The following is a 20,317-nucleotide window of genomic DNA, read 5'->3' on the forward strand; positions in this document are numbered from 1 at the left end:
TCGTGCCTGCCCGCAAGCTAGCCCTCGTCGCCTGCCTCGGGGGTGTGGCGCTCGGCGTCGTCGACTTCATCCTGCAGAAGATCCTGCCGTACCCGTGGGCCAACCTGGCCAACTCGTCGGCGGTGTGGGCGGTCGCAGCGTTCGCCCTCGGCTGCTGGGTCCGCACGGGTCTCCTGCGCGCCGCAGCCGCCGCGGTGACCCTCCTGGTGATCGCGGTGCCGAGCTACTACCTGGCCGCAACCCTCATCCAGCAGGACAACCTCTCGAACGCGTGGGCACCCACATCCCTGCTGTGGATGTTCTTCGGCGTCCTGGCCGGCGTGGTGTTCGGACCGGCCGGCGTCTGGGCCCGCAGCTCGGGATGGCACCAGATCGCCGGCACAGCCCTACCGGCAGCGGTCCTGCTCGCTGAAGCGGCACGCCTGCTCAACCGCAACTTGATCGCGACCGCGGTCATCGAAGCCGCCCTCGGCCTCGCGCTGATCGTCATCGTCGGCCGGTCCAACCGTGTCCGGCTTCTAGCTCTGGCGGCGGCACTGCCGCTGGCCGCGATCGGGTTCCTCGGCTTCGAACTGGCCGGATTCGCCTGAGTCCTACCGCCAGGCGTCGCCGGTCAGACGCTCGTAGACCTCGACGTACCGGTTCCGCGTAGCCTCGACAACCTCGTCCGGAATCTCCGGCCCCGGCGCGGTCCGATCCCACCCGGTCAGCGACGACGACCAGTCCCGCAGGAACTGCTTGTCGAGATACCGCTGCGTACCGCCCGGCTTCCACTCGTCAGCAGCCCAGAACCGCGACGAATCCGGCGTCAGCAGCTCGTCCCCAAGCTTCAAAGACCCCCCGGCCAACCCGAGCTCAATCTTCGTATCCGCAATGATGATCCCCTTGGCGGCCGCCACCTCAGACCCCCGCCGGTACACCTCGAGCGTGATCCTCCGCAGCTCAGCCGCCACATCAGCCCCGACCGAAGCCTCAACATCGGCGTAGGTCATGAACTCGTCGTGCCCCTCCCCAGGAGCAACCTTCGTCGTCGGGGTGAAAATCGGCTCGGCCAGCTTCGACCCCTCGATCAGCCCCGGCGGCAGCTCAACACCGGAAACAGCACTGTCTTTCTCGTACTCCTTCAGCCCCGACCCAGCCAGGTAGCCCCGAGCAATGCACTCGACCATGACCATCTCGAGCCGCTCACACCGAACAGCCCGCCCGGCCCACTCCGCGGGAACATCGGTCGCCGAAATGATGTGGTTGGGCACCACATCCGCCAACTGCTCGAACCACCACAGCGACAGCTGCGTGAGGATCTTGCCCTTGTCGGGGATCGCGGTCGGCAGCACCACGTCGTAGATCGAGACCCGATCAGAAGCCACCAGCAGGATGTCATCGCCATCGGCGTAAACATCCCGAACCTTCCCCGAGTGCAACAGCTCCACGAGTACCCCTCAGCAGCAACGGATCCAACCCAGCTCACGCTATCGGACGCACCCTCACCAGCCTGACGACGGCCACAAACCACGGGATGATGTCCGACCCTCACGCTATGTTGCCGACGTGACGGACCTTTCTGCAGGCGCGTACGAGCGCATCATCACGCGTGGCCTCGAGCGACAGCTGGCTGCCTTCGACAAAGATCTCGTCGACAGGCTCGAGCTTGACCCTGCCGATTCTCACGAGGTGCTCGGCAGGCATCTTGCCGCCATCGCTGAACGCGCCCTGAAGGGTGTGACGGGGCAGGGTGCGGCCCGTCTGCAGGCGCAGCTGGATCTGGCCAACCAGATCGCCGAAGCGATCCAGGCTGCAGCGCCACGAGCGGTTCAGCCTGACGATCTGCTGAGCGCACCGGCCGAACTGCTGACGGCGATCGTTCCGCGTCCGCCCGCTCCCGCCGAGGTGGTCTTCCCGGTCCGTCCAGAAACGCCGTTCGCTTCCGGCGCTCTCCTGACCAATGGCCGCGGGCAGCCGCGCATCGGCACCGAGGTCAACAAGGAGATGGCCTCCGCTGACGAGGTCCAGCTGCTGTGCGCCTTCATCAAGTGGCATGGCGTTCGCCTGATCGAGGACGCCGTTCGTCAGCTCATCGCCCGGGGCGGCCGGCTCAGCATCATCACAACGACCTACATGGGCGCCACCGAGCAGCGAGCCTTGGACAGGCTGGCCGAGTTGGGCGCTGAGATCCGAATCTCTTACGAGACGCGGACGACGCGGTTGCACGCCAAGTCGTGGATGTTCCTTCGCCATAGCGGGGCCAGCACCGCCTATGTTGGCTCCTCGAACCTTTCCAAGAGCGCGCTGATCGATGGCCTGGAGTGGAACGTACGCCTCTCGCAGCTTCAGCAAGATGCGGTCGTTGAGACGATCAGAGCCACCTTCGTCGAATATTGGCACGATCCGGCCTTCGAGCCCTACGACCCGCGTGATGCCGACGATCGGGACCGGCTCGCTCAGGCTCTGACCAGGGCCGCAGGCCCAGCGCCGGGCGACCTGCCGATCGACATCACGAGTATCGACGTGCGGCCCTATCCCTACCAGCAGGAAATTCTCGAGCGGCTCGACGCCGAACGAGAAGTCCACAACCGTCACCACAATCTGGTGGTCATGGCGACCGGCACCGGGAAGACGGTTGTTGCGGGCTTGGACTATCGCCGCCTACGGCAGAAGGGCGTGGATTCGCTGCTCTTTGTCGCCCATCAGGAGCGGATCCTCCAGCAGAGCCAGGCAGTGTTTCGCCAAGTGCTCCGAGACGGCACTTTCGGGGAGCTCTTTGTCGGCGGCCAACGCCCCCAGGAGTGGCGGCACGTGTTCGCGTCGGTGCAGTCGCTTCACCAGATCGTCGATGAGCTCGATGCCGATCGCTTCGACATGGTCATCGTTGACGAGTTCCACCACGCCGAGGCGGCAACCTACAAGCGCCTGCTTCAGAGGCTGCAGCCCAAAATCCTGCTGGGGCTGACGGCCACGCCGGAGCGCGCCGACGGGCAAGACATCAGGCATTGGTTCGATGGCCATACCGCGGTGGAACTGCGGCTGTGGGAGGCGCTCGAACGGCAATTGCTGGCGCCGTTCCAATACTTCGGTGTCCACGACGAAGTGAACCTGTCGAGCCTCCGATGGAAACGAGGTCGCGGCTACGACATCAGTCAGCTGGAGAACGTCTACACCGGCGACGACGCTCGCGTCCGTCTTGTCATCGAGGCGGTCAACAAGAAGGTCGACGTCGCGCGGATGCGCGGGCTCGGGTTCTGCGTCAGCATCAAACACGCCGACTTCATGGCCGAGCGCTTCAACCGAGTGGGGATCCCGGCACGCGCCCTCCACTCGGGAGTTGACAGTGCCACACAGCGCGAGGCCGTCCGGCAGCTCGAACACGGCAGCCTGAGCATGCTGTTCACCGTTGACCTCTTCAACGAAGGCATCGACCTGCCGAAGGTCGACACCATCCTCATGTTGCGTCCGACTGAGAGCGCGACCATCTTCCTTCAGCAGCTCGGCCGCGGGCTGCGCCTGTCGGACGACAAAGCTTGTCTCACGGTTCTTGACTTCATCGGTGGCCAGAACGGCCAGTTCCGCTTCGACCTACGTTACCGAGCTCTGACCGGCGCCACGCGACGCACTCTGGCCCACGACGTCGAGCATGACTTCCCCACCCTGCCCGCCGGCTGCCACATCGAGCTCGACCGGGTGGCCAAGAAGATCGTGCTGGACAACATCCGCGCCGCGCTGCGGCTGCAGCGTAAAGACTTCATCGCTGAGCTCCGGCACCTGGAGCCCGTCACGCTCGCCAAGTTCCTCGAAGAGACGGGCCTCGAAATTGAGGACCTCTATCGGAGGAAGAGTGGCCGCGGCTGGACCGGCCTCCGCGAGGACGCCGGCCTGGAGACGCCGGGGACGGTTGACGACCAGGCTCTCAGCGCGGCCTTTGGTCGGATGCTGCACATCGACGACACCGATCGACTTCGCGCGCTGCGCCAGCTCGCCGACGGCCACGTCGTCCGCGGTCGGCTCGGATCGATGCTGAGCCAGTCCCTCTGGGGCAACCCCCGAGAAGACAGCGCTCAGCGCCTCGCTGACTATCCCAAGCGTCGAGCCGAGTTGCATCAGATCGCCGATGTGCTGGAGTCCCGCATCGAGCGTGTCACCGTTCCGGTGGATCCCAACGGCGTCAACCCGCTGCGCATCCATGCTCGGTACTCGCGCAACGAGATCGGGGCGGCGTTTGGAATCGCTGATCCCGCCAACATCCGCGAAGGCGTCAAGTGGCTGCCCGACGAGAACGCCGACATCTTCTTCGTCACGCTGACGAAGACTGAGGAGCATTACTCGCCCACCACGATGTATCAGGACAGGGCGATCACCGAATCGCTGTTCCAGTGGGAGTCGCAGAGCACGACGTCCTCCGCGTCTCCCACCGGTCAGCGATACATCAATCACGTGCGTGGTGGCTCATCGGTCCACCTCTTTGTCCGCGACGTCAAGGATGCGGACGGCGATCTGGGGGTGCAGCCCTACCTCTACGCCGGCCCCATGACCTACGTGAGCCACACCGGGGATCGGCCGATGCGCATCCAGTGGCTGCTCGACCATGCCCTGCCGGCGGACATCTTCCACTCGGCGCGAGTGATGGCTGCCTAGCCGTCAGGGTGCGTACGCCCAGACGGCGTTGGAGCGGGTGAGGTAGAGGCGGCCGCCGGTGACGGTGACTGGGCCGGGGTTGAGGGTGCCGATCTGATGGCCGGTGGAGGCGCGTTTGCCGGTTGCGGCGTGGAGGATGCCCAGGGGCTGGCCGGCGTCCACCGCTGTGTAGAGCAGCCCGCCCGCCCTAACCGGCTGGCTGGTGTTGCCGCGGAAGGTGGCCGTCCATTCGGGGCGGGCTGTCCGGGCGTTCAGGGCTTCGATGCCGCGAGGAATGACGCGGTAGACGCGGCGGCCATCCGCGGCGATCTGTGTGCTGGCCTTGCGCGGCGCCGTCCAGGCCGTTGCGCCGGTTGCTGCGTTTACGGCGATCAGGGCGCGGGACGGATCGGTGACGTAGAAGCGGTCGCCCGCCGGGGTGGCGGCCTGAGCGTTCCAGGTCACGCGTTTGCTCCAGAGTGCCTTTCCGGTGGTGATCGAAATCGTGCGGGTGCCCGCGCCGTTGATCATTAGGCGGCCGTTTGCGGATACGCCGGAGGACTTGTAGTTGAGGAGGGTCCAGCGTTCTGTTCCGTCGGTTACGCGGAGGCCGGTCACTTCCGGGGTGTCCGATTCTGAGGAGCCGCTCACCGCGGCGATGCCCTTGTCCACGACAAGGGTCTCCACCGGAAATGATGTTCCGGCCGACCAGGCTTCCTTGCCTGATGTCACGTGGAGCGCGAGCACGGCACCATTCGGGTCGCTCTGGGATTGGCAGCCGTGGTTGGCGGCGATCAGGAGGCCGCCGGCCACGGCCAATCGGGGTGTGCTTTCGTCTTCGGGGCTGGCCCAGCGGTAGCGCCAGGAGAGGCGGCCGGTTCCGGCTTGGAAGGCGGCGATGCCGGTTGCTTCGGTGACGAAGACCCGGCCGCCGGAGACCAGTGGTTGTGACGGGCCTGAGCAGGACCAGGATGGTGATGTGGCCAGGGGTGCGGTCCAGCGGCTCTCGAGGGCGTTGACGGTGCCCGCGTTGATCACTGATTCGCTGGGGTTGTAGTAGGTGTCGGCGGGGCTGTAGCCCGGTGCGGTCCAGGCGGACAGGAGTGCGGCGGTCGCGAGCTGGGCGAGCATGAGGTCCTCCAGTGGTTTGCGGCTTTTGCGGGGGTAACGTAAGCCGCGAAAACCCGGCCTCGTGCGACAACGGCAAAAAGTGACGGAAAGGCGACGGAACAGGCCCTTGATGAAAGCTCTATGCCCTTTCGTTACCTGAACGAGTGTCGATCGTCATTGGACTTACTTACGCTGCGGCGCATTGACTTCCCAGGAGGACAGGTCTAAATGCGTCGATATATGCGCGAGCGGTACAACCGCTCGGCACTGCGCGCCGTTGGTGCAGCCGTGGTGGCCACCGCTCTCGGCTTGAGTTTCACCGGACCCGTGAACGCTGCCGCGAAAGCCGCCGAAACACCGTTTATCAGTGAAATTCACTACGACAATGCGGGTGCGGACAGCGGCGAGGCGATCGAGATCCAGGCGCCGGCCGGGTTTGATCTCAGCGGCTGGCAGATCGTTCTCTACAACGGATCCAATGGCGCGGCGTACAACACCGTGACGCTCAGCGGTGTGGTTCCGGCCGCCGGTGTTGTCGTGCAGGCGTACCCGGTGAACGGTGTTCAGAACGGTCCGCCCGACGGCGTCGCGCTGGTGGACGCGGCCGGTGGCGTCGCCGAGTTCCTCACGTACGAGGGGCCCATGACGGCGACCGGCGGTCCTGCGGCCGGGATGACCGGTGTGGACATCGGTGTCTCGGAGCCGGACTCCACCCCGGTGGGCTCGTCGCTGCAGAAGATCGACGGGGTCTGGAAGGGCCCGGCGGCGAACAGCTTCGGCAAGCTGAACGCGGTCGTGACCGACCCGGACCCGGACCCGGATCCGCCCGTCGGCTGCACCACCGCACCTGATCACACGATCGCCCAGGTGCAGGGCACCGGCACGGCGACCGAGCTGGCCGGCACCCGTGTCACCGTCGAGGGTGTGGTGACCGCCGACCACCGCGCGGGTGGCTACAACGGCGTTTACGTGCAGACCGCGGGCAGCGGCGGCGATCGCCCCGTGGCCGCCGGCACCGCGTCCGACGGCATTTTTGTCTACCTGACCACCGACGCCGCTGTGCACCCGGCAGTCGCGATCGGTGACCTGGTGCGGGTCAGTGGCACCCCGACCGAGTTCAACGGCCTCACCCAGCTGGCCATCGCCGCGAAGGCCGACGTGCAGATCTGCTCGCACGGCGCGCCGCTGCCGGCGCCCGTCGCGCTGAGCCTGCCGCTGGCCGACGACGCCCGCGAGTCGGCCGAGTCCATGCTGGTCGCGCCGGTCGGTGCGTACTCGGTGTCGGACGTCTTCAACACGAACCGCTTCGGCGAGGTCGTGCTCGCGGCCGGCAACGCGCCGGCGCGGGTTCCCACGGATGTGGCTCGTCCCGGCACGGACGCCGCGGCGCAGGTCAAGGCGGCCAACAAGCTCGGCCGCATCCTGCTGGACGACGGCCGGACGACCAACCTGTCCTCGGCCGGCCTCGCGCCGCCGTACCTGTCCAAGGACGACCCGGTCCGGGTCGGTGACACGGTCGAGGCCTTCGCGCCGTCCGTGCTCGGCTTCGGTTTCAGCGAGTGGCGCCTGCAGCCGACCCTCCCGGTCGCTGCCGACACTCCCGCGACCGGTCGCACGACCTTCAAGGACACCAACCCGCGTACGCCCGGACCGGCCGACGTGGGCGGGGACATCCGCCTGGCCAGCTTCAACGTGCTGAACTACTTCGTGCACTTCGGTGGCGAGGCGCGCGGTGCGACGACTCCCGAGGCGCTGGCCAAGCAGCAGGCGAAGATCGTCTCGGCGATCACGGCGCTGGACGCCGACGTGGTCGCGCTGATGGAGATCGAAAACTCGGTCCGCTTCAACACCGAGGACCCGCAGCAGGCGCTGAAGACGCTGGTCGGAGCCCTGAACGAGGCTGACGGCGCGGGCACGTGGGATTACGTGCGCAGCCCGGCCGAGCTGCCCGCCGCCGCCCAGCAGGACTTCATCACGACCGCGATCATCTTCAAGCCGGCCAAGGTCACGCCCAAGGGTGCGGCCCGGTCGATCAACGACGAGACGGTGTGGTCCAACGCCCGCGAGCCGATCGCTCAGGCGTTCACCTCCGGGTCGATCACCTTCACGGTCGTCGCCAACCACTTCAAGTCGAAGAGTGCGTCGACCACGCCGACCGGCGACAACGTCGACACCGGTGACGGACAGGGCCCGTTCAACGGCGACCGTGTCCGGCAGGCGAAGTCCCTCGCGACGTTCGTGGACGACCTGAAGACCAGCAGCGGCAGCGACCAGGTGCTGCTGCTCGGCGACTTCAACGCGTACACGCAGGAGGACCCGCTGCAGGCCCTGTACGACAAGGGCTTCACCGACGTCCACAGCACGTACGCGCAGGGCAAGTACTCGTACGTGTTCTCCGGTGAGACGGGCTCGCTCGACCACGGTCTCGCCACCGCCTCGATGGCGCAGCGGGTCACGGGCGTGGACATCTGGAACATCAACTCGGTCGAGTCGTTCGCGTTCCAGTACGACGGGTTCGCCCCGTTCTACGACGCCGGCCCGTACCGTGCGAGCGACCATGACCCGGTCGTGGTCGGTCTCGACACCGGTGCGCCGAAGCCGGTCGATCTGCAGCTGCTCAGCATCAACGACTTCCACGGCCGGCTCGAGTCCCCCGCCACCGTCGACGGCAAGCCCGTCGGTGGCGCGGCCCAGCTCGTCGGGATGGTCAACCAGCTGCGGGCGGCCAACCCGAACACCGCGTGGGTGTCGGCGGGCGACAACATCGGCGCCTCTACGTTCATCTCCGCGATCGACGGCGACAACCCGACGATCGACGCCCTGAACGCCGGGCACCTGAACGTCTCGGCGGTCGGTAACCACGAGTTCGACAAGGGACTCGCGGACCTGCTGGGCCGGGTCGAGACCCGGGCCGACTTCCCGTACCTCGCGGCGAACGTCTACAAGGACGACAAGCGGGTGCTGCCCGGATACGTCGTGCAGAGCCTGGGCGGTGTCCGGGTGGGTTACATCGGTGTGGTCACCGAGCAGACCGGTTCGCTGGTCAGCCCGGACGGCATCGCCGGTGTGCAGTTCCGTGACCCGGTGGCCGAGGCCAACACCGTCGCCTCGCAGCTGTCCGACGGCAACGACACGAACGGCGAGGCCGACGTGCTGGTGCTGCTCGCGCACGAGGGCGCGGCCTCCGAGAACATCGGCTCCGCGGCCGACCTGGTGGCGGACCCGGTCTTCGGCGAGTTCACCCAGGTCAGCGCCGACATCGACGCCATCTTCAGCGGCCACACCCACCAGCCGTACGCGTTCCAGGTGCCGATCCCCGGCACGGACCGCACGCGTCCGGTGATCCAGGCCGAGGACTACGGCGTCAAGCTCGGCAAGGCCGTGCTCACCTACGACCCCGCCACCGACTCGGTGACGGCGTCGACGGCGGAGCTGCTCCCGGTTGTCGGTGCGACGCCGGACCCGACGGTCGCCGGCATCGTGGCGACCGCCAAGGCGAACGCCACCGAGCTCGGCAAGCAGCCCCTGGGCAAGATCACCGCGGACATCAAGCGGGGTTACACCGGTGGCACCGAGAACCGTGGCATCGAATCGGTGATGGGCAACTTCATCGCCGACGTGCAGCTCGACCAGACCAGTGCCGCCGGTCGCGGAGGTGCTCAGATCGCCTTCATGAACCCCGGCGGTCTCCGGGCCGATCTTGTGTACGGGACCGACGGCACGGTCACCTACGCGGACGCGTTCTCGGTCCAGCCGTTCGCCAACGACGTGGTGACACAGACGCTCACCGGCGCCAAGATCAAGCAGGTGCTCGAGGAGCAGTGGCAGCCGGACGGGGCTTCCCGGCCGGTGCTGCACCTCGGTGTGTCGAAGGGGCTCACCTACTCCTACGACGCCGCGCAGCCGCGGGGTCAGCGGATCATCGCGTCGTCGCTCGAGCTCAACGGGGTCACGCTGAACCCGACGGGCACCTACCGCGTGACGTCGAACTCGTTCCTCGCCTCGGGTGGCGACAACTTCACCACCCTGGGCACCGGAACGGACCGGAAGACCACCGGCGACAACGACCTCACCATGCTGGTCAACTACTTCGCCGCGCACTCCCCGGTCACGGCCGACCCGGCACCGCGCTCCACGGCGGGCGTGCTGGACGGCACGGCGCCGACGGGCACCTTCGCCCTGAACACCGCGGCGATCTGGCCCGGGCAGTCGGTCCAGCTGACCCAGACCGCCCTGGCCGACAACGTGAGCACCCCTGCGGGCATCCGCCGGGTCATCACCTGGGGTGACGGCAGCGCGCCGCAGACCCTCGCCGCCGGTGCCACGAGTGCTGCTCACGCGTACGCGAAGGTGGGTAGCTATCAGGTCTCGGTCGCGCTGACCGACGAGGCCGGCAACACCGGGCCGGCGACCTTGAGCTCTGCGACGGTTGTCGTGGCTGCTCAGCCGGGTCGTTACACCGTGGACCGGACCTCGATCTGGGCGACCCAATCGGTGAAGCTCAGCCTGACCGGCCTGACCGGTGCCACCAAGGTCGAGGTGGCCTGGGGTGACGGTGCCATCACGACGATGTCGCCGAACGTCACCTCCGCGGCGCACAGCTACACCAAGGCCGGCACCTTCAAGATCAAGGTGACGCCGTCCAACGCGGCCGGTGCCGGTGCGCCGGTCACGGTCGCGTCGATCAAGGTCACCAAGGACACGTTCAAGCCGGCGGTGGCGCTGCAGGTGCCGAACAGCCCGACCAAGGCCTCGTCCTGGTCGAAGGTCTCCGGCGTGGTGTCCGACAAGGGCCTCGGCGCGGCCAAGGTCCGCGTCAAGCTGATCGAGCAGCGCTCCGGCAAGTGGTACTTCTACAGCGGCAGCAAGTGGGAGAAGGCCTCCTCGGAGCGCAAGGCGTCGGCGCAGGCCAAGGAGATCACCGTGATCCCCACGGCCCGCGGCACGTGGAGCGTCGGCATCAAGGGCGTCAAGAAGGGCACCCTGAAGGTCACCTACGCGGCGACCGACAAGGCCGGCAACACCTCCTCGGCGAAGATCCACACCCAGAAGATCACCAAGTAACCCGTACGCGGAAAGGCCCTCACCGTGCGCGGTGGGGGCCTTCTCCGTTTCTGGCGGAACCCGGCTGGGCATTGGGAGCCATGCCCTCCCTCTCCTCGCAGGCCCGCGGCGCTGCGTCGCGTACCGCCGGCAGCACCTGGCTGGAACAGCTCACCCGCGGTGGCCTCGTCGGGTACGGGATCATCCATCTGCTCTTCGCCTGGCTCATCCTCCAGATCGCCTTCGACGGCTCCGGCGCCGACGGCGACCAGTCCGGCGCCCTGCACGAGCTCGCCGAGCGGCCGTTCGGCACGTTCCTGATCGCCGTGATCGTCATCGGGATGTTCGCTCTGGTGATCTGGCAGGTCCTCGAGGCAGCGATCGGCCACCGCTCCGAGCGCGGCCGCCACCGCGTCTACGAACGCATCGTCTCCGCGTTCCGCGCGGCGTTCTACGCCTACTTCGCCTGGACGGGCATCAAGGTCCTCCGCGGCAAGAAGGCCTCCAGCGCCGACACCCAGCAGAAGGCCAGCGAGGACCTGATGGCGTCGACCGGCGGCCGCATCACCGTCGCGCTCGCCGGCATCGTGATCGCCGCCATCGGCATCGGCCTAGTCATCTACGGCATCAAGCAGAAGTTCGAGAAGCACCTCAAGGTCAGCCAGATGAACGCCCGCATGCGCCGGCTCAGCCTCCGCCTCGGCGTCGCCGGCTACACCGCCAAGGGCCTCGCGTACGGCATCGCCGGCGTGCTGTTCCTGACCGCGGCCATCCAGTACGACGCCGACAAGGCCCGCGGCCTGGACGCAACTCTCAAAGTCCTGGCCGAGCAGAGCTACGGCCCGTGGCTGCTGGCCCTCGCCGCCCTGGGCATCGCCGCGTACGGCCTCTTCTCGATCGTCCAGGCCCGCTACCGCAAGGTGTAGTGAACTGCCCGGAACGGCCAGGCTTCCCGGAGCCAGGCAGCCACCACGTGGGTCAGCGGCCCGTCCAGCTCAGCCCGGGCCGCGCTCACCCAGGACGACACGTCCACCTCACCCTGCGCAACCGCAGGCTTGAGATAGACACAGCCGATCACGTCTCCGGTCACGTCTTCGATCACCGAGTACGCGAAGTCCACCCGCCGGGCCGACCGCTCGGCGTGGCTCTCCAGATCAGCCAGGTTCTGCGCCGGCGTCATCCCGGCCGCGGGCGGCCACCCGCGGCCGAAACCCGGCGTCGACCGGATGTGTTCGATGCTCGACATCCAGGCCGCGTGATCCGCCTCGTTGTGCTGAGGCCCCAGCAGTTCGAGCCTGAACCCGTCACCGACGAACACCTCGGGGACCACAAAGGCATCGTCGACCAACGCATCTCTCACTTGTAGTACCCGTAGTTGTCGCACGTCTTGCGCTGGAGGATGCAGTTTTTCGTGCGCTTGTTCATGGCGTCGGCATCCCACATGACAAAGGCGTCGCCGTGCATCGAGGAGGCGCTCTTGCCTGTCTTGTCGGACGACAGGTAATAGCCGGCCTTGGTGCCCTTCGCGCCGTACTGGATGTCGAAGGTGATTGCCGGGATGCGGACCGGGTGGCTGCGCGGGCAGGCGCTGTCGGAGCCGAAGACCACGTGGTCCTTGTGGTTGGGGCTGTCCAGGTGCTTGCCGTCCCAGCAGTCCGGGAACTGCATCATGAAGTGCAGCGTGGCCGGTTGCCCGCAGATGGGCCAGTTGCCGTTGGTGCTGCGGGCGATGCCGTCGAGGTCACCCGGCCCGTAGAACGCGCAGTAGAACTGTCCCTGCGCACCCCGCGGCGTCGGCACCTTCTTCTTGGCGTCACCGACGACCATGCGCAGGCCGTTCGGCATCGGCATCTGACCCGCCGAATTGTTCCGCAGCGAACGGTAGTAGACCCGGAAACCCGTCGTCTCGACCGGCTTGTTCGTGGCGTTGTCGTACAGGGTCGGCACCCAGTAGGCGGAATGGTCCTCGACCGGCTTGCAGGTCGTGGCCGTGAACTTCATCAGATCCCCGGCCTTGGTGTCGGCGTCCAGCGCCTTGTTGCCGACGAACGAATGCATGTGCGAGGCGCCCGGCAGCCCGGGCAGGACGATCGGATCGTCCGCCAGCCGGTGGCTGTATTTGCAGTCCGCCCGGAACTCGGGCAGGTTACCCACTCCGGCCGGGACCGGGTCGGTCTTCCTCCCCTTGTACGCGGAGACCTGCGCCTTCCACGCCGCCTGGTCGACGGGCACCCAACCACCCTTGGGCGTCTCCACGACCGGCGCGGCCGCCTTTTTCGGCTTCTTGGAAGCGGTCGTCGACACGGAAGGCACCGCCGATGGCACCGCACTCGCCGCCGTTGTCGCCGTGGAACCTCCGGCCGACGGCGGCGCGTAGGGCACGGACTGAGCCACCGCACTGGTCGGCCCAGGCTCGGCCCCCAGGTAGACGGCGGCACCCGCGACAGCGATCACCCCGACGGCCAGACAGGCACCGACAACGGTCAGACCCTGCTTACGGGACGCGTGCTTCGACACCGGTCACTCCCCATTCAGAACTCGCAACAGCGACCGATGCTAGGTGCTCACCGGCCGCATCCGTTCCGAACTTAAGACCGAGCTAAAGGCCCGGCGCCGTTATTTACCCGAGCGGCCAGTTCTCCGGAATTGTTGTTATCGCTGTCAGACCAGCCGCCGCCGGATCCACCAGAGGGAGAACAGAGCCAGTGCGGCGGTCAGCACGAACAGAGCGCCGAACTCCCGCCACTGCAGGGTCCAGAACTTCGAGGCCGGCACGGAAACCACCTCCAACTCGAGTCCCTGCCCCTCCAACCACCTCGGGCACGTCTCGCGGTCACGCGGGGCGTCGGGACCACACTGGGTCAGGTCGGCCGGCCCTTTGAACTCCGCTCCGGTCGAGGTCAGCGTGGTGCTCGACACGATCCAGTCACCCCTGAGGTCGGGCTCGACCTCAATCGTCATCTCCCGGGTGTCGGGGTTCATCGAGATCCCGAAATCCCCCTCCACCTGCAGCGGGGCAGTCGTCGTGACCGGTTGAGCGAGCCAGGGGCGCACCACGAACGGCATGGCGACCTGGATGCTGACGATCACCAGCAGGGTCACCGCCATCGCGGCGACACTGCGCCGGAGCAGCAGCCCGGCGGTGGCACCCACCACGAAGGCCAGCGCCGCGTAGCCGATCGGCACGATTCCCCGGGCCGCGAACACGAGGGGGTTCATCCGGTCCGCCGACGCCCCGTCGATGGGCTGCGCCCACACGGTCAGCATCAGGCTGAGCAGGCCGGCGCCGAGAACGGCCGCTCCCCCACCCATCGCCAGCTTGGCCAGCAGCCAGCGGCCGCGACTGACGGACTGGCTGAAGACCATCCGGTACGTGCCGGACTCCAGCTCCCGGGCCACCAGCGGTGCACCCCAGAAGATGCCCACCAGAGCAGGCAGCAGGTAGACCGCCCCGATGGTAGCGATGTGGAACTCGCTCATCCAGCTCGGTTGCAGCGCCCGCAGAAATGCCTCACCGGCGTCGCGGCAGCCGTCGCCCTGGCAGCCGGTGAAGCCGGTCTGCGTGGCCAGTTCCCTGACCTCCGCCCAGCTCAGTGCGAGGCCGGCCAGGAACACCAGCACCACGGCGCCGGTGGTCAGCGCGCTTGTCCGGAACTGCCGCCAGGTCATCCAGATCATCGATTCCCCCTCAGCACGGCGTCCGGCTGCTTGCCGACGGCTCCGCCCATGTACGCCAGCACGATGTCCTCCAGGTTCAGCCCGTCGACCTGCCACGACGGGTCGTCGATCGGAGCGGTGCTGCGTACGACCAGGGTCGACTGCACGTCGGTGTGACTCTGATCCACCAGGAATCGCCCCGCACCCAGGTCAGTCGTGTCGCACCGCTGCCCGACCAGGCGGTGGTGACCGGCCAGCAGGTCCTCCACCTCGCCGGCCACCTGCACCCGGGAGTCGACCAGCACGATCAGGTAGTCGCAGACCCGTTCCAGGTCGGCGACGAGGTGCGAGGACATCACGACGCTCATGCCCTGCTCGGCGGTCAGCTCCATCAGCCCCTGCAGGAAGTTGCGCCGGGCGAGCGGATCGAGTGCTGCCACGGGCTCGTCGAGCAACAGCAGATCGGGACGCTTCGCAGCGGCGATCGTCAGGGCCAGCTGGGCCCGTTGACCGCCGGAGAGCTTCCCCGCCTTCAGCGCCGGCTCCAGGCCGACCTGCGCGATCCGCTGCTCGGCCAGCGCGCTGTCCCAGGTCGGATTGAGGTGCGCACCCATCCGCAGGTGGTCCGCCACGGTCAGGCCGGCGTAGACCGGGGTGTCCTGCGCGACGAACCCGACCTTCGGCGACCCGCTGACCGGCCGTCGGCCGAGCACCTCGATCCGCCCCGCGGTCGGATCGAGCAGCCCGCAGGCCAGCTGCAGCAAGGTGGACTTGCCGGCGCCGTTCGGCCCGACCAGGCCCGTGACATGACCGGCCGGGATGTCCAGCGTGCAGTCCTTGAGGGCGGTACGCCGCCCGTATCGTTTGGTCAGACCGTCCGCGATCAGCGCACTGGTCATCGACGGGCCTCCGAGAACGCACGCAGACTGCTGAAGATCAGCGCTTCGATGCTCTCGTCGTCCAGGCCCGCCTCCCGAGCCGAGGTCAGCCAGCGCGCCAGGTCCTGCCGGAGCGGTTCGTGCTTGCTCAGCGAATCGCTGCCCAAAGTGCCGGTGACAAACGTGCCCAGACCCGGCCGGGCTGTGACCAGGCCCTCGTATTCGAGCTCGCGGTACGCCTTGGAGACGGTGTTCGGGTTGATGGCGATCCGGGCCACCACGTCTTTCACGGTGGGCAGCTTGTCGCCCTCCTTCAGATAACCGAGCCGGAGCGCGTGCCGAACCTGCCGGACGAGCTGCAGGTAAGGCGCCACCCCGGACCGCGAGTCCAGGTGAAACTCGATCACCTCGCCACCCCATTCCACTAGTTGCCTAGCAGAATAGGAGCAGACGTCAAGGTCCCGCTACCCCGGTCGACCGGCAGGCCCGAAACGACGAACGGTCCCTACCCTCACGGGTGGGACCGCAGTGTCGGCGTCGGTTCAGGGGTGTCGGTGGCTCAGGGGTTCTGGCTGCTCTGGTGGCTCTGGTTCTGGCGCAGGGCTTCTTCGAGCTGGTCCTCGAGGATGATGATGCGGCAGGCCGAGGCCATGTCCGTACCTTGGTCACACATCTCGCGGGCCCGCGCGGCCAGGCGGATCTGGTATCGGGAGTAGCGGCGGTGCCCACCCCCGGAACGGAACGGGTCGATCAGTTTTGCCTCACCGAGCCGGCGCAGGAAATCCGGTGTGCAACCGATGATTTCCGCGGCCCGGCCCATCGTGTAGGCGGGGTAATCCTCATCGTCGAGCATGTCGTCGGGTTGGGCCATGTACACCTCCAGAACGAGGGCCCCAGCGCTGTGGAAGCGCCGGGGCCCAAGGGTTACGGGACTAAACACCATCTACCGACAGGAACGTCGGATTGTCGTATCAACACCAGCCCTGTGTAAGGGTTTCGGGTGTGAGGACCGCATATGCGTGACCGGAGACCACCTCTCGTTCGATGGAAACTGCGGTGTCCGCGCCCAGCCCACTTGCGAGGGGCAGCGGGCGATCCAACGGTGTAAGACCCTCCCTTTCCTCTGACTTCCTTATCTGTCGAACATGTCCGCCGGCGCCGGAACCCCACGCGACTTCATGGCCCCGAGCACGTGCGACGAACTCTCCTGCTCGCAGCGAAGCCCCGGACGAACATCGGCCTCGCCACCTGGAACACCCGGAACGATCCCGGGGTCTTGCCGAACCTCACTGTCAACTGCACGAGCCGGGTCGTTGTCGGTCCGGCTGCTTCGCCACTGCTGGGCGGTGCTTCGTCTGCGTCTTTAGTGTTGCTTCGTTCTCGACCAGAAGAACGTTAACCCCTCGCCGCGAGCATGTCTAGTATCTCGGACATAGTTTTTCTGGGTCGTCACGGCAAGCACCTTGACCGTGTTCCGGGAACCGGGTCTGTACTGGGCGAAACCACCCCCGGTGAGGACTTCCCATGAGGCCGACGGTCGACGCCCTGCCACTGCCGCACCAGCTCTTCCTGCTCAGCCTCAACCCCGAAAAGGCCCGGCTCGACGACGACAGCGAACCGGTTCGTGGATCGCTGCTCAGCGCCGCCGCGGTCGCTGAGCTTTGCATCGCTGGGCTGCTGCACGACCGTGACGGAAAGGCCGAGCGAACGAACACCCCTGCACCACCGACGCTCGATCCGTTCCTGGTGGAGGTGCTCGGTGACGTGCCGCCGAGCCGATCACCAAGCTGGTTCAAGGTGCTGGAGAGCCGATGGGCCAAGGCCGAGGGTGCCGTTCGTGATCACCTGGCCGCCGCGGGCCACATCACGATCGAGCGCCGCCAGGTCTTCGGCCCGATCCGGCGAAAGGCGCTCGTCGCCGCCGATCCCGCGCAGGTCAAGGCGCTCCGCAACCGCGTACGCGACGCGGTGCGTTCAGACTCCGGATCGGTATCCCTCGAGGAGGCCACGCTCGCCACCCTGGCGGTCGACGGACTGGTGGGCACGATGTTCCGGTGGCGCGAAATGAGAACGCACAAGCGCGCCATCCGCGCCCTCGCGGATCGGGTCGACCAGGAGCTGCCGGGCCTGCGCAAGGCCCTGTCCTACGCCATCGCGCTGCGCCGGGGCGCTTGACGGCCGGCTACCTACAAAAAGACCCTGAGCAGCGTTGTCGCTGTTCAGGGTCTTGATTGTTAAGTGCGCCCGAAGGGACTCGAACCCCTAACCTTCTGATCCGTAGTCAGATGCTCTATCCATTGAGCTACGGGCGCTTGCTCAACTGCGGTCCGGGTCGGCGCGTGATGAAGCACCGGGAGGGTCGCGGTTGTGTTTCCGCAGGTCCAGGCTTTGTGGTGCTGCCTGACCCGCTAGACGACGACTCTAGCATGTCGGCCGATCCGGCCTCCAAACCGGCCTCGGCCTAGCGCTGGTCGATCGGCGGGACGGGGAGGTCGAACGTCCAGCGCAGCTGCTGGGCGCGTTCCCGGAATTGTGCGGCCTCGGCCGGCGCGGTCACCGAGCGTGCCGCGGCGAGGCGTTCCAGGGTGCGTGCCTGTTCCGGGCGGCCGTTTGCGTGGTCGAGTGCCTGCAGCAGCAGAGTGGCCGCCTCGGCGTGGTTGCCGCGGGCCAGTGCCAGGTCACCGAGCCGGGCCAGCGCGAGTCCGATCCCGGGCCGGTATTCCGCGTCGCGGGCCATGTCCAGCGCCTCGGTGGCCGAGGCCTGGGCCTCCGCCTCCTGGCCGAGTCCGAGCTGGGCCTCGGACAACATCCCCAGCGCGTACGCCGTAGGAGACGTGTCGTTCAGCCCCCGGAACGCCGCAACGGCCGACTGCAGGTGGTCGTGCGACAGCTCGTACGCGCCGAGGTCGTTCTCCACCCCGGCCAGGTTCATGCGTGTCACCGCACTGCCGCGGACGTCGCCGAGTTCTTCCTTGATGGCGAGGCTCGCCAGGTAGTGCTCTTGTGCCGTGTCGTACTCGCCGCTGTCGTGGGCGAGCGTGCCCAGGTTGTTCAGCGAGATCGTCACCCGGCGCTGGTCGGCGGTCTTTCGGGCCAGGGCGAGGCTGGCCTGGTGGCTTTCGCGGGCTTCGGCGTAGCGGCCGAGGAACTTCTGCGCGTTGCCGGCCACGGTCAGGGCGGTGCACTGGCCGAGTGCGTCGCCGAGCTTGTCGAAGAGGGCGGCGCACTCCTCGGCGGTTCGCAGGGCCTCCGCGGAGTCTCCGGACTCGTTCGAGGCCACCGACGCGCCGTGCAGCGCCCAGGCCCGGACGGTGTCGTCCGAGGTGGCGCCGGCGATCGCGCGGAGCGTGCGGTTCGCTTCGCCGAACTGTGCGCGGGCGAGGTGGTACCCGGCCAGCCTGCGGGCCAGGGCGACGTCCAGCAGTTCCGGTTGCTGTGTCACCGCCCAGCTCACCCCGGCACGGACGTTGTCGCGTTCGGCGTCGGCCTGGTCGGAGCCTGTTCGCAGGAGCTCGAGGAAGTAGGCGGAGTGCGCGCCGCGGACCTCGGGGAGGACCAGGCGGTCGGCGGCGACCTCGCGGATGGTGTCGAGCATGGTGATCCGGGCTTCACCGTTGCGGTCCACGATGCCGATCAGGCTGCCGGCCGCCAGTTGCGCGACCGAGCCGTGCGTGTTCGGCACCTTCACGCCCGCGGTGTCGAGGATGGACTCGACGGCCGCCGGCGCCGCGCCTCCCGCGAACGCCGCCAGCACTCCCAGCAGCTGCCGCTCGGCGTCGGCCAGGCGCTCGGTGCTCCACTCGACCGTCAGCCGGAGCGTCTGGTGCCGGTCCGGCATGTCCACCGCGCCCGGCAGGTCCGGCAGCCGCGCCGACAGCTCGGTGAGGAGACGCTGCGGGTCCAGGGTCGACAGCTGCGCGGCCGCGAGCTCGATCGCCAGGGGCAGCCCGTCCAGCCGCCGGCACAGGGCAGTGAGGGCTTCGGCGTTCGCGATGGTCAGGGCAAAACCCGGGCGTACGGCGGCGGTCCGCTGCACGAGCAGCGTGATCGCCGGGCTCGCGCTCAGCTCGTCGAGGCCCGTCGCGGTGGTCGTCGGCAGGGGCAGCGGCGGCAAGGGCTGGAGGTGCTCGGCCCGCAAGCGCAGCGGCGCGCGGCTGGTGACGAGCACCGTCAGGCGTGAGCACCGGCCGAGCAGATCGGCCAGGCCGCGCGCGGCCGCACTGACGTGCTCGAAGCTGTCCAGCACCAGGAGCCAGCGCCCGTCCCCGATCAGCGTTGCGACCGCGTCGGCCGGGTCCGGTCCGGACATCCGAGCGCCGAGGGTGTTGGCCAGCGACTGCGCCACGTCGTCCGGGTCGTTCAGGGAACTCAGGTCCAGGCCGGCGACCCGCTCGAACCGACCGGCGAGCCGCCACGCCGCCTCCGACGCGAGGCGGCTCTTCCCGACCCCGCCGGGACCGGTGACCGTGACCAGGCGTACCACCGGGTCCTGAAGCAGGCCGGTCAGCTGGGCGAGGTCGTCGGCCCGCCCGACCAGCGGTGTGGTCGGCGCCGGCAGAGCCGGGCGACGGGCGGGCGAGAGCTTGGTGGACGGCGGCGGCGCGGTGCGGGCGAGCCGGTGCAGCGCGGCCCGCTCGGTGGCGTCGGGTGAGAGCCCGTCGAGCAGCGCGCGGAGGGTTTCGCGGTGCGGGCGGCGGGTGACGCCACGTTCGATGTCGCCGATCGTGCGCAGACCGAGCCCGGTCTGCTCGGACAGCTGCTCCTGCGACAGACCCCGCGACACGCGGAGAGCGGCAAGTCGATCGCCCAGTGTCATCGTCGCCCTCCGGTGAGCCGATCGATCACCTTAGGCGGAGGTCCGGCCGTCGTCGAGGCCGAACCGTGCAACATAAAACCCGTGCAACTGAACCCGCTCGAAAAGAGCGGAGACTCCGGGATTCGAACCCGGGAGGGGCTATAAAACCCCAACCGCATTAGCAGTGCGGCGCCATAGACCGGACTAGGCGAAGTCTCCCCGGCAGCTT

14 protein-coding genes and 2 tRNA genes are annotated in these 20,317 nt (G+C 67.8%); 5 read left to right on the forward strand and 11 right to left on the reverse strand.

The window, feature by feature from the left end:
- Positions 1–2: 2 nt before the first annotated feature.
- Positions 3–590 (forward strand): DUF6518 family protein, encoded by a 588-nt coding sequence (locus AFR_RS42320; RefSeq protein WP_041841581.1) that lies wholly within the window; start codon positions 3–5, stop codon positions 588–590.
- Positions 591–593: 3 nt separating this feature from the next.
- Here AFR_RS42320 and AFR_RS42325 read toward each other — a convergent pair whose 3' ends face one another.
- Positions 594–1,430 (reverse strand): phosphoribosylaminoimidazolesuccinocarboxamide synthase, encoded by an 837-nt coding sequence (locus tag AFR_RS42325; protein WP_023563007.1) that lies wholly within the window; start codon positions 1,428–1,430, stop codon positions 594–596.
- A gap of 118 nt (positions 1,431–1,548) precedes the next feature.
- Here AFR_RS42325 and AFR_RS42330 point away from each other — a divergent pair, with 118 nt between their 5' ends.
- A complete protein-coding gene (locus tag AFR_RS42330) occupies positions 1,549–4,626 on the forward strand; it encodes a DEAD/DEAH box helicase (protein WP_023563008.1) in 3,078 nt (1,025 codons plus the stop codon).
- A 3-nt stretch (positions 4,627–4,629) separates the two neighbouring features.
- Here the strand turns inward: AFR_RS42330 and AFR_RS42335 are convergent, their stop codons facing one another.
- Positions 4,630–5,736 carry an outer membrane protein assembly factor BamB family protein gene (locus AFR_RS42335; protein ID WP_023563009.1) on the reverse strand — a complete coding sequence of 369 codons (1,107 nt, stop codon included), beginning with the start codon at positions 5,734–5,736 and terminating at the stop codon, positions 4,630–4,632.
- Positions 5,737–5,943: 207 nt separating this feature from the next.
- Here AFR_RS42335 and AFR_RS42340 point away from each other — a divergent pair, with 207 nt between their 5' ends.
- Both AFR_RS42340 and AFR_RS42345 read left to right on the forward strand, forming a co-directional pair.
- Positions 5,944–10,779 carry an ExeM/NucH family extracellular endonuclease gene (locus AFR_RS42340; protein ID WP_041841582.1) on the forward strand — a complete coding sequence of 1,612 codons (4,836 nt, stop codon included), beginning with the start codon at positions 5,944–5,946 and terminating at the stop codon, positions 10,777–10,779.
- Positions 10,780–10,859: 80 nt separating this feature from the next.
- The gene (locus AFR_RS42345) at positions 10,860–11,684 is read left to right on the forward strand and encodes a DUF1206 domain-containing protein (protein ID WP_023563011.1); all 825 of its coding nucleotides are present in this window, start codon (positions 10,860–10,862) and stop codon (positions 11,682–11,684) included.
- Here AFR_RS42345 and AFR_RS42350 read toward each other — a convergent pair.
- The 6 genes from AFR_RS42350 to AFR_RS42375 all read right to left on the reverse strand — a co-directional run bounded on the left by AFR_RS42350 (position 11,669) and on the right by AFR_RS42375 (position 16,164).
- Positions 11,669–12,118: a hypothetical protein gene (locus AFR_RS42350; RefSeq protein ID WP_041841583.1), complete on the reverse strand. Its 450-nt coding sequence runs from the start codon at positions 12,116–12,118 to the stop codon at positions 11,669–11,671. The two genes, AFR_RS42345 and AFR_RS42350, sit on opposite strands and share 16 nt — an antisense overlap.
- Complete coding sequence (locus AFR_RS42355; RefSeq protein ID WP_023563013.1) at positions 12,115–13,275, reverse strand: DUF1996 domain-containing protein; 1,161 nt, start codon at positions 13,273–13,275, stop codon at positions 12,115–12,117. The genes AFR_RS42350 and AFR_RS42355 overlap by 4 nt, the downstream gene beginning before the upstream one ends.
- A gap of 144 nt (positions 13,276–13,419) precedes the next feature.
- Positions 13,420–14,436, reverse strand: a complete 1,017-nt coding sequence (locus tag AFR_RS42360) for an ABC-2 membrane transporter-related protein (RefSeq protein WP_023563014.1) — start codon at positions 14,434–14,436, stop codon at positions 13,420–13,422.
- Positions 14,433–15,314 (reverse strand): ABC transporter ATP-binding protein, encoded by an 882-nt coding sequence (locus AFR_RS42365; RefSeq protein WP_023563015.1) that lies wholly within the window; start codon positions 15,312–15,314, stop codon positions 14,433–14,435. Before AFR_RS42365 ends, AFR_RS42360 begins: the two co-directional genes overlap by 4 nt.
- Entirely contained in the window at positions 15,311–15,700 is a 390-nt protein-coding gene (locus AFR_RS42370) for a GntR family transcriptional regulator (RefSeq protein ID WP_041843429.1), read from the reverse strand. The genes AFR_RS42365 and AFR_RS42370 overlap by 4 nt, the downstream gene beginning before the upstream one ends.
- 152 nt (positions 15,701–15,852) lie before the next feature.
- Positions 15,853–16,164 carry a MerR family transcriptional regulator gene (locus AFR_RS42375; protein WP_041843430.1) on the reverse strand — a complete coding sequence of 104 codons (312 nt, stop codon included), beginning with the start codon at positions 16,162–16,164 and terminating at the stop codon, positions 15,853–15,855.
- A gap of 653 nt (positions 16,165–16,817) precedes the next feature.
- Here AFR_RS42375 and AFR_RS42380 point away from each other — a divergent pair.
- Positions 16,818–17,468 carry a GOLPH3/VPS74 family protein gene (locus AFR_RS42380; RefSeq protein WP_023563018.1) on the forward strand — a complete coding sequence of 217 codons (651 nt, stop codon included), beginning with the start codon at positions 16,818–16,820 and terminating at the stop codon, positions 17,466–17,468.
- Between the two features lie 64 nt (positions 17,469–17,532).
- Here AFR_RS42380 and AFR_RS42385 read toward each other — a convergent pair.
- From AFR_RS42385 to AFR_RS42395, 3 genes are all read right to left on the reverse strand, one after another.
- A tRNA-Arg gene (locus AFR_RS42385) sits at positions 17,533–17,605 on the reverse strand.
- Between the two features lie 149 nt (positions 17,606–17,754).
- On the reverse strand, positions 17,755–20,109 hold the full coding sequence (locus tag AFR_RS42390) for an ATP-binding protein (RefSeq protein WP_084298301.1): 2,355 nt from the start codon (positions 20,107–20,109) through the stop codon (positions 17,755–17,757).
- A gap of 107 nt (positions 20,110–20,216) precedes the next feature.
- A tRNA-Ser gene (locus AFR_RS42395) sits at positions 20,217–20,307 on the reverse strand.
- Positions 20,308–20,317 lie beyond the last annotated feature (10 nt).

Source organism: Amorphoplanes friuliensis DSM 7358, from assembly GCF_000494755.1.
Classification (GTDB): domain Bacteria; phylum Actinomycetota; class Actinomycetes; order Mycobacteriales; family Micromonosporaceae; genus Actinoplanes; species Actinoplanes friuliensis.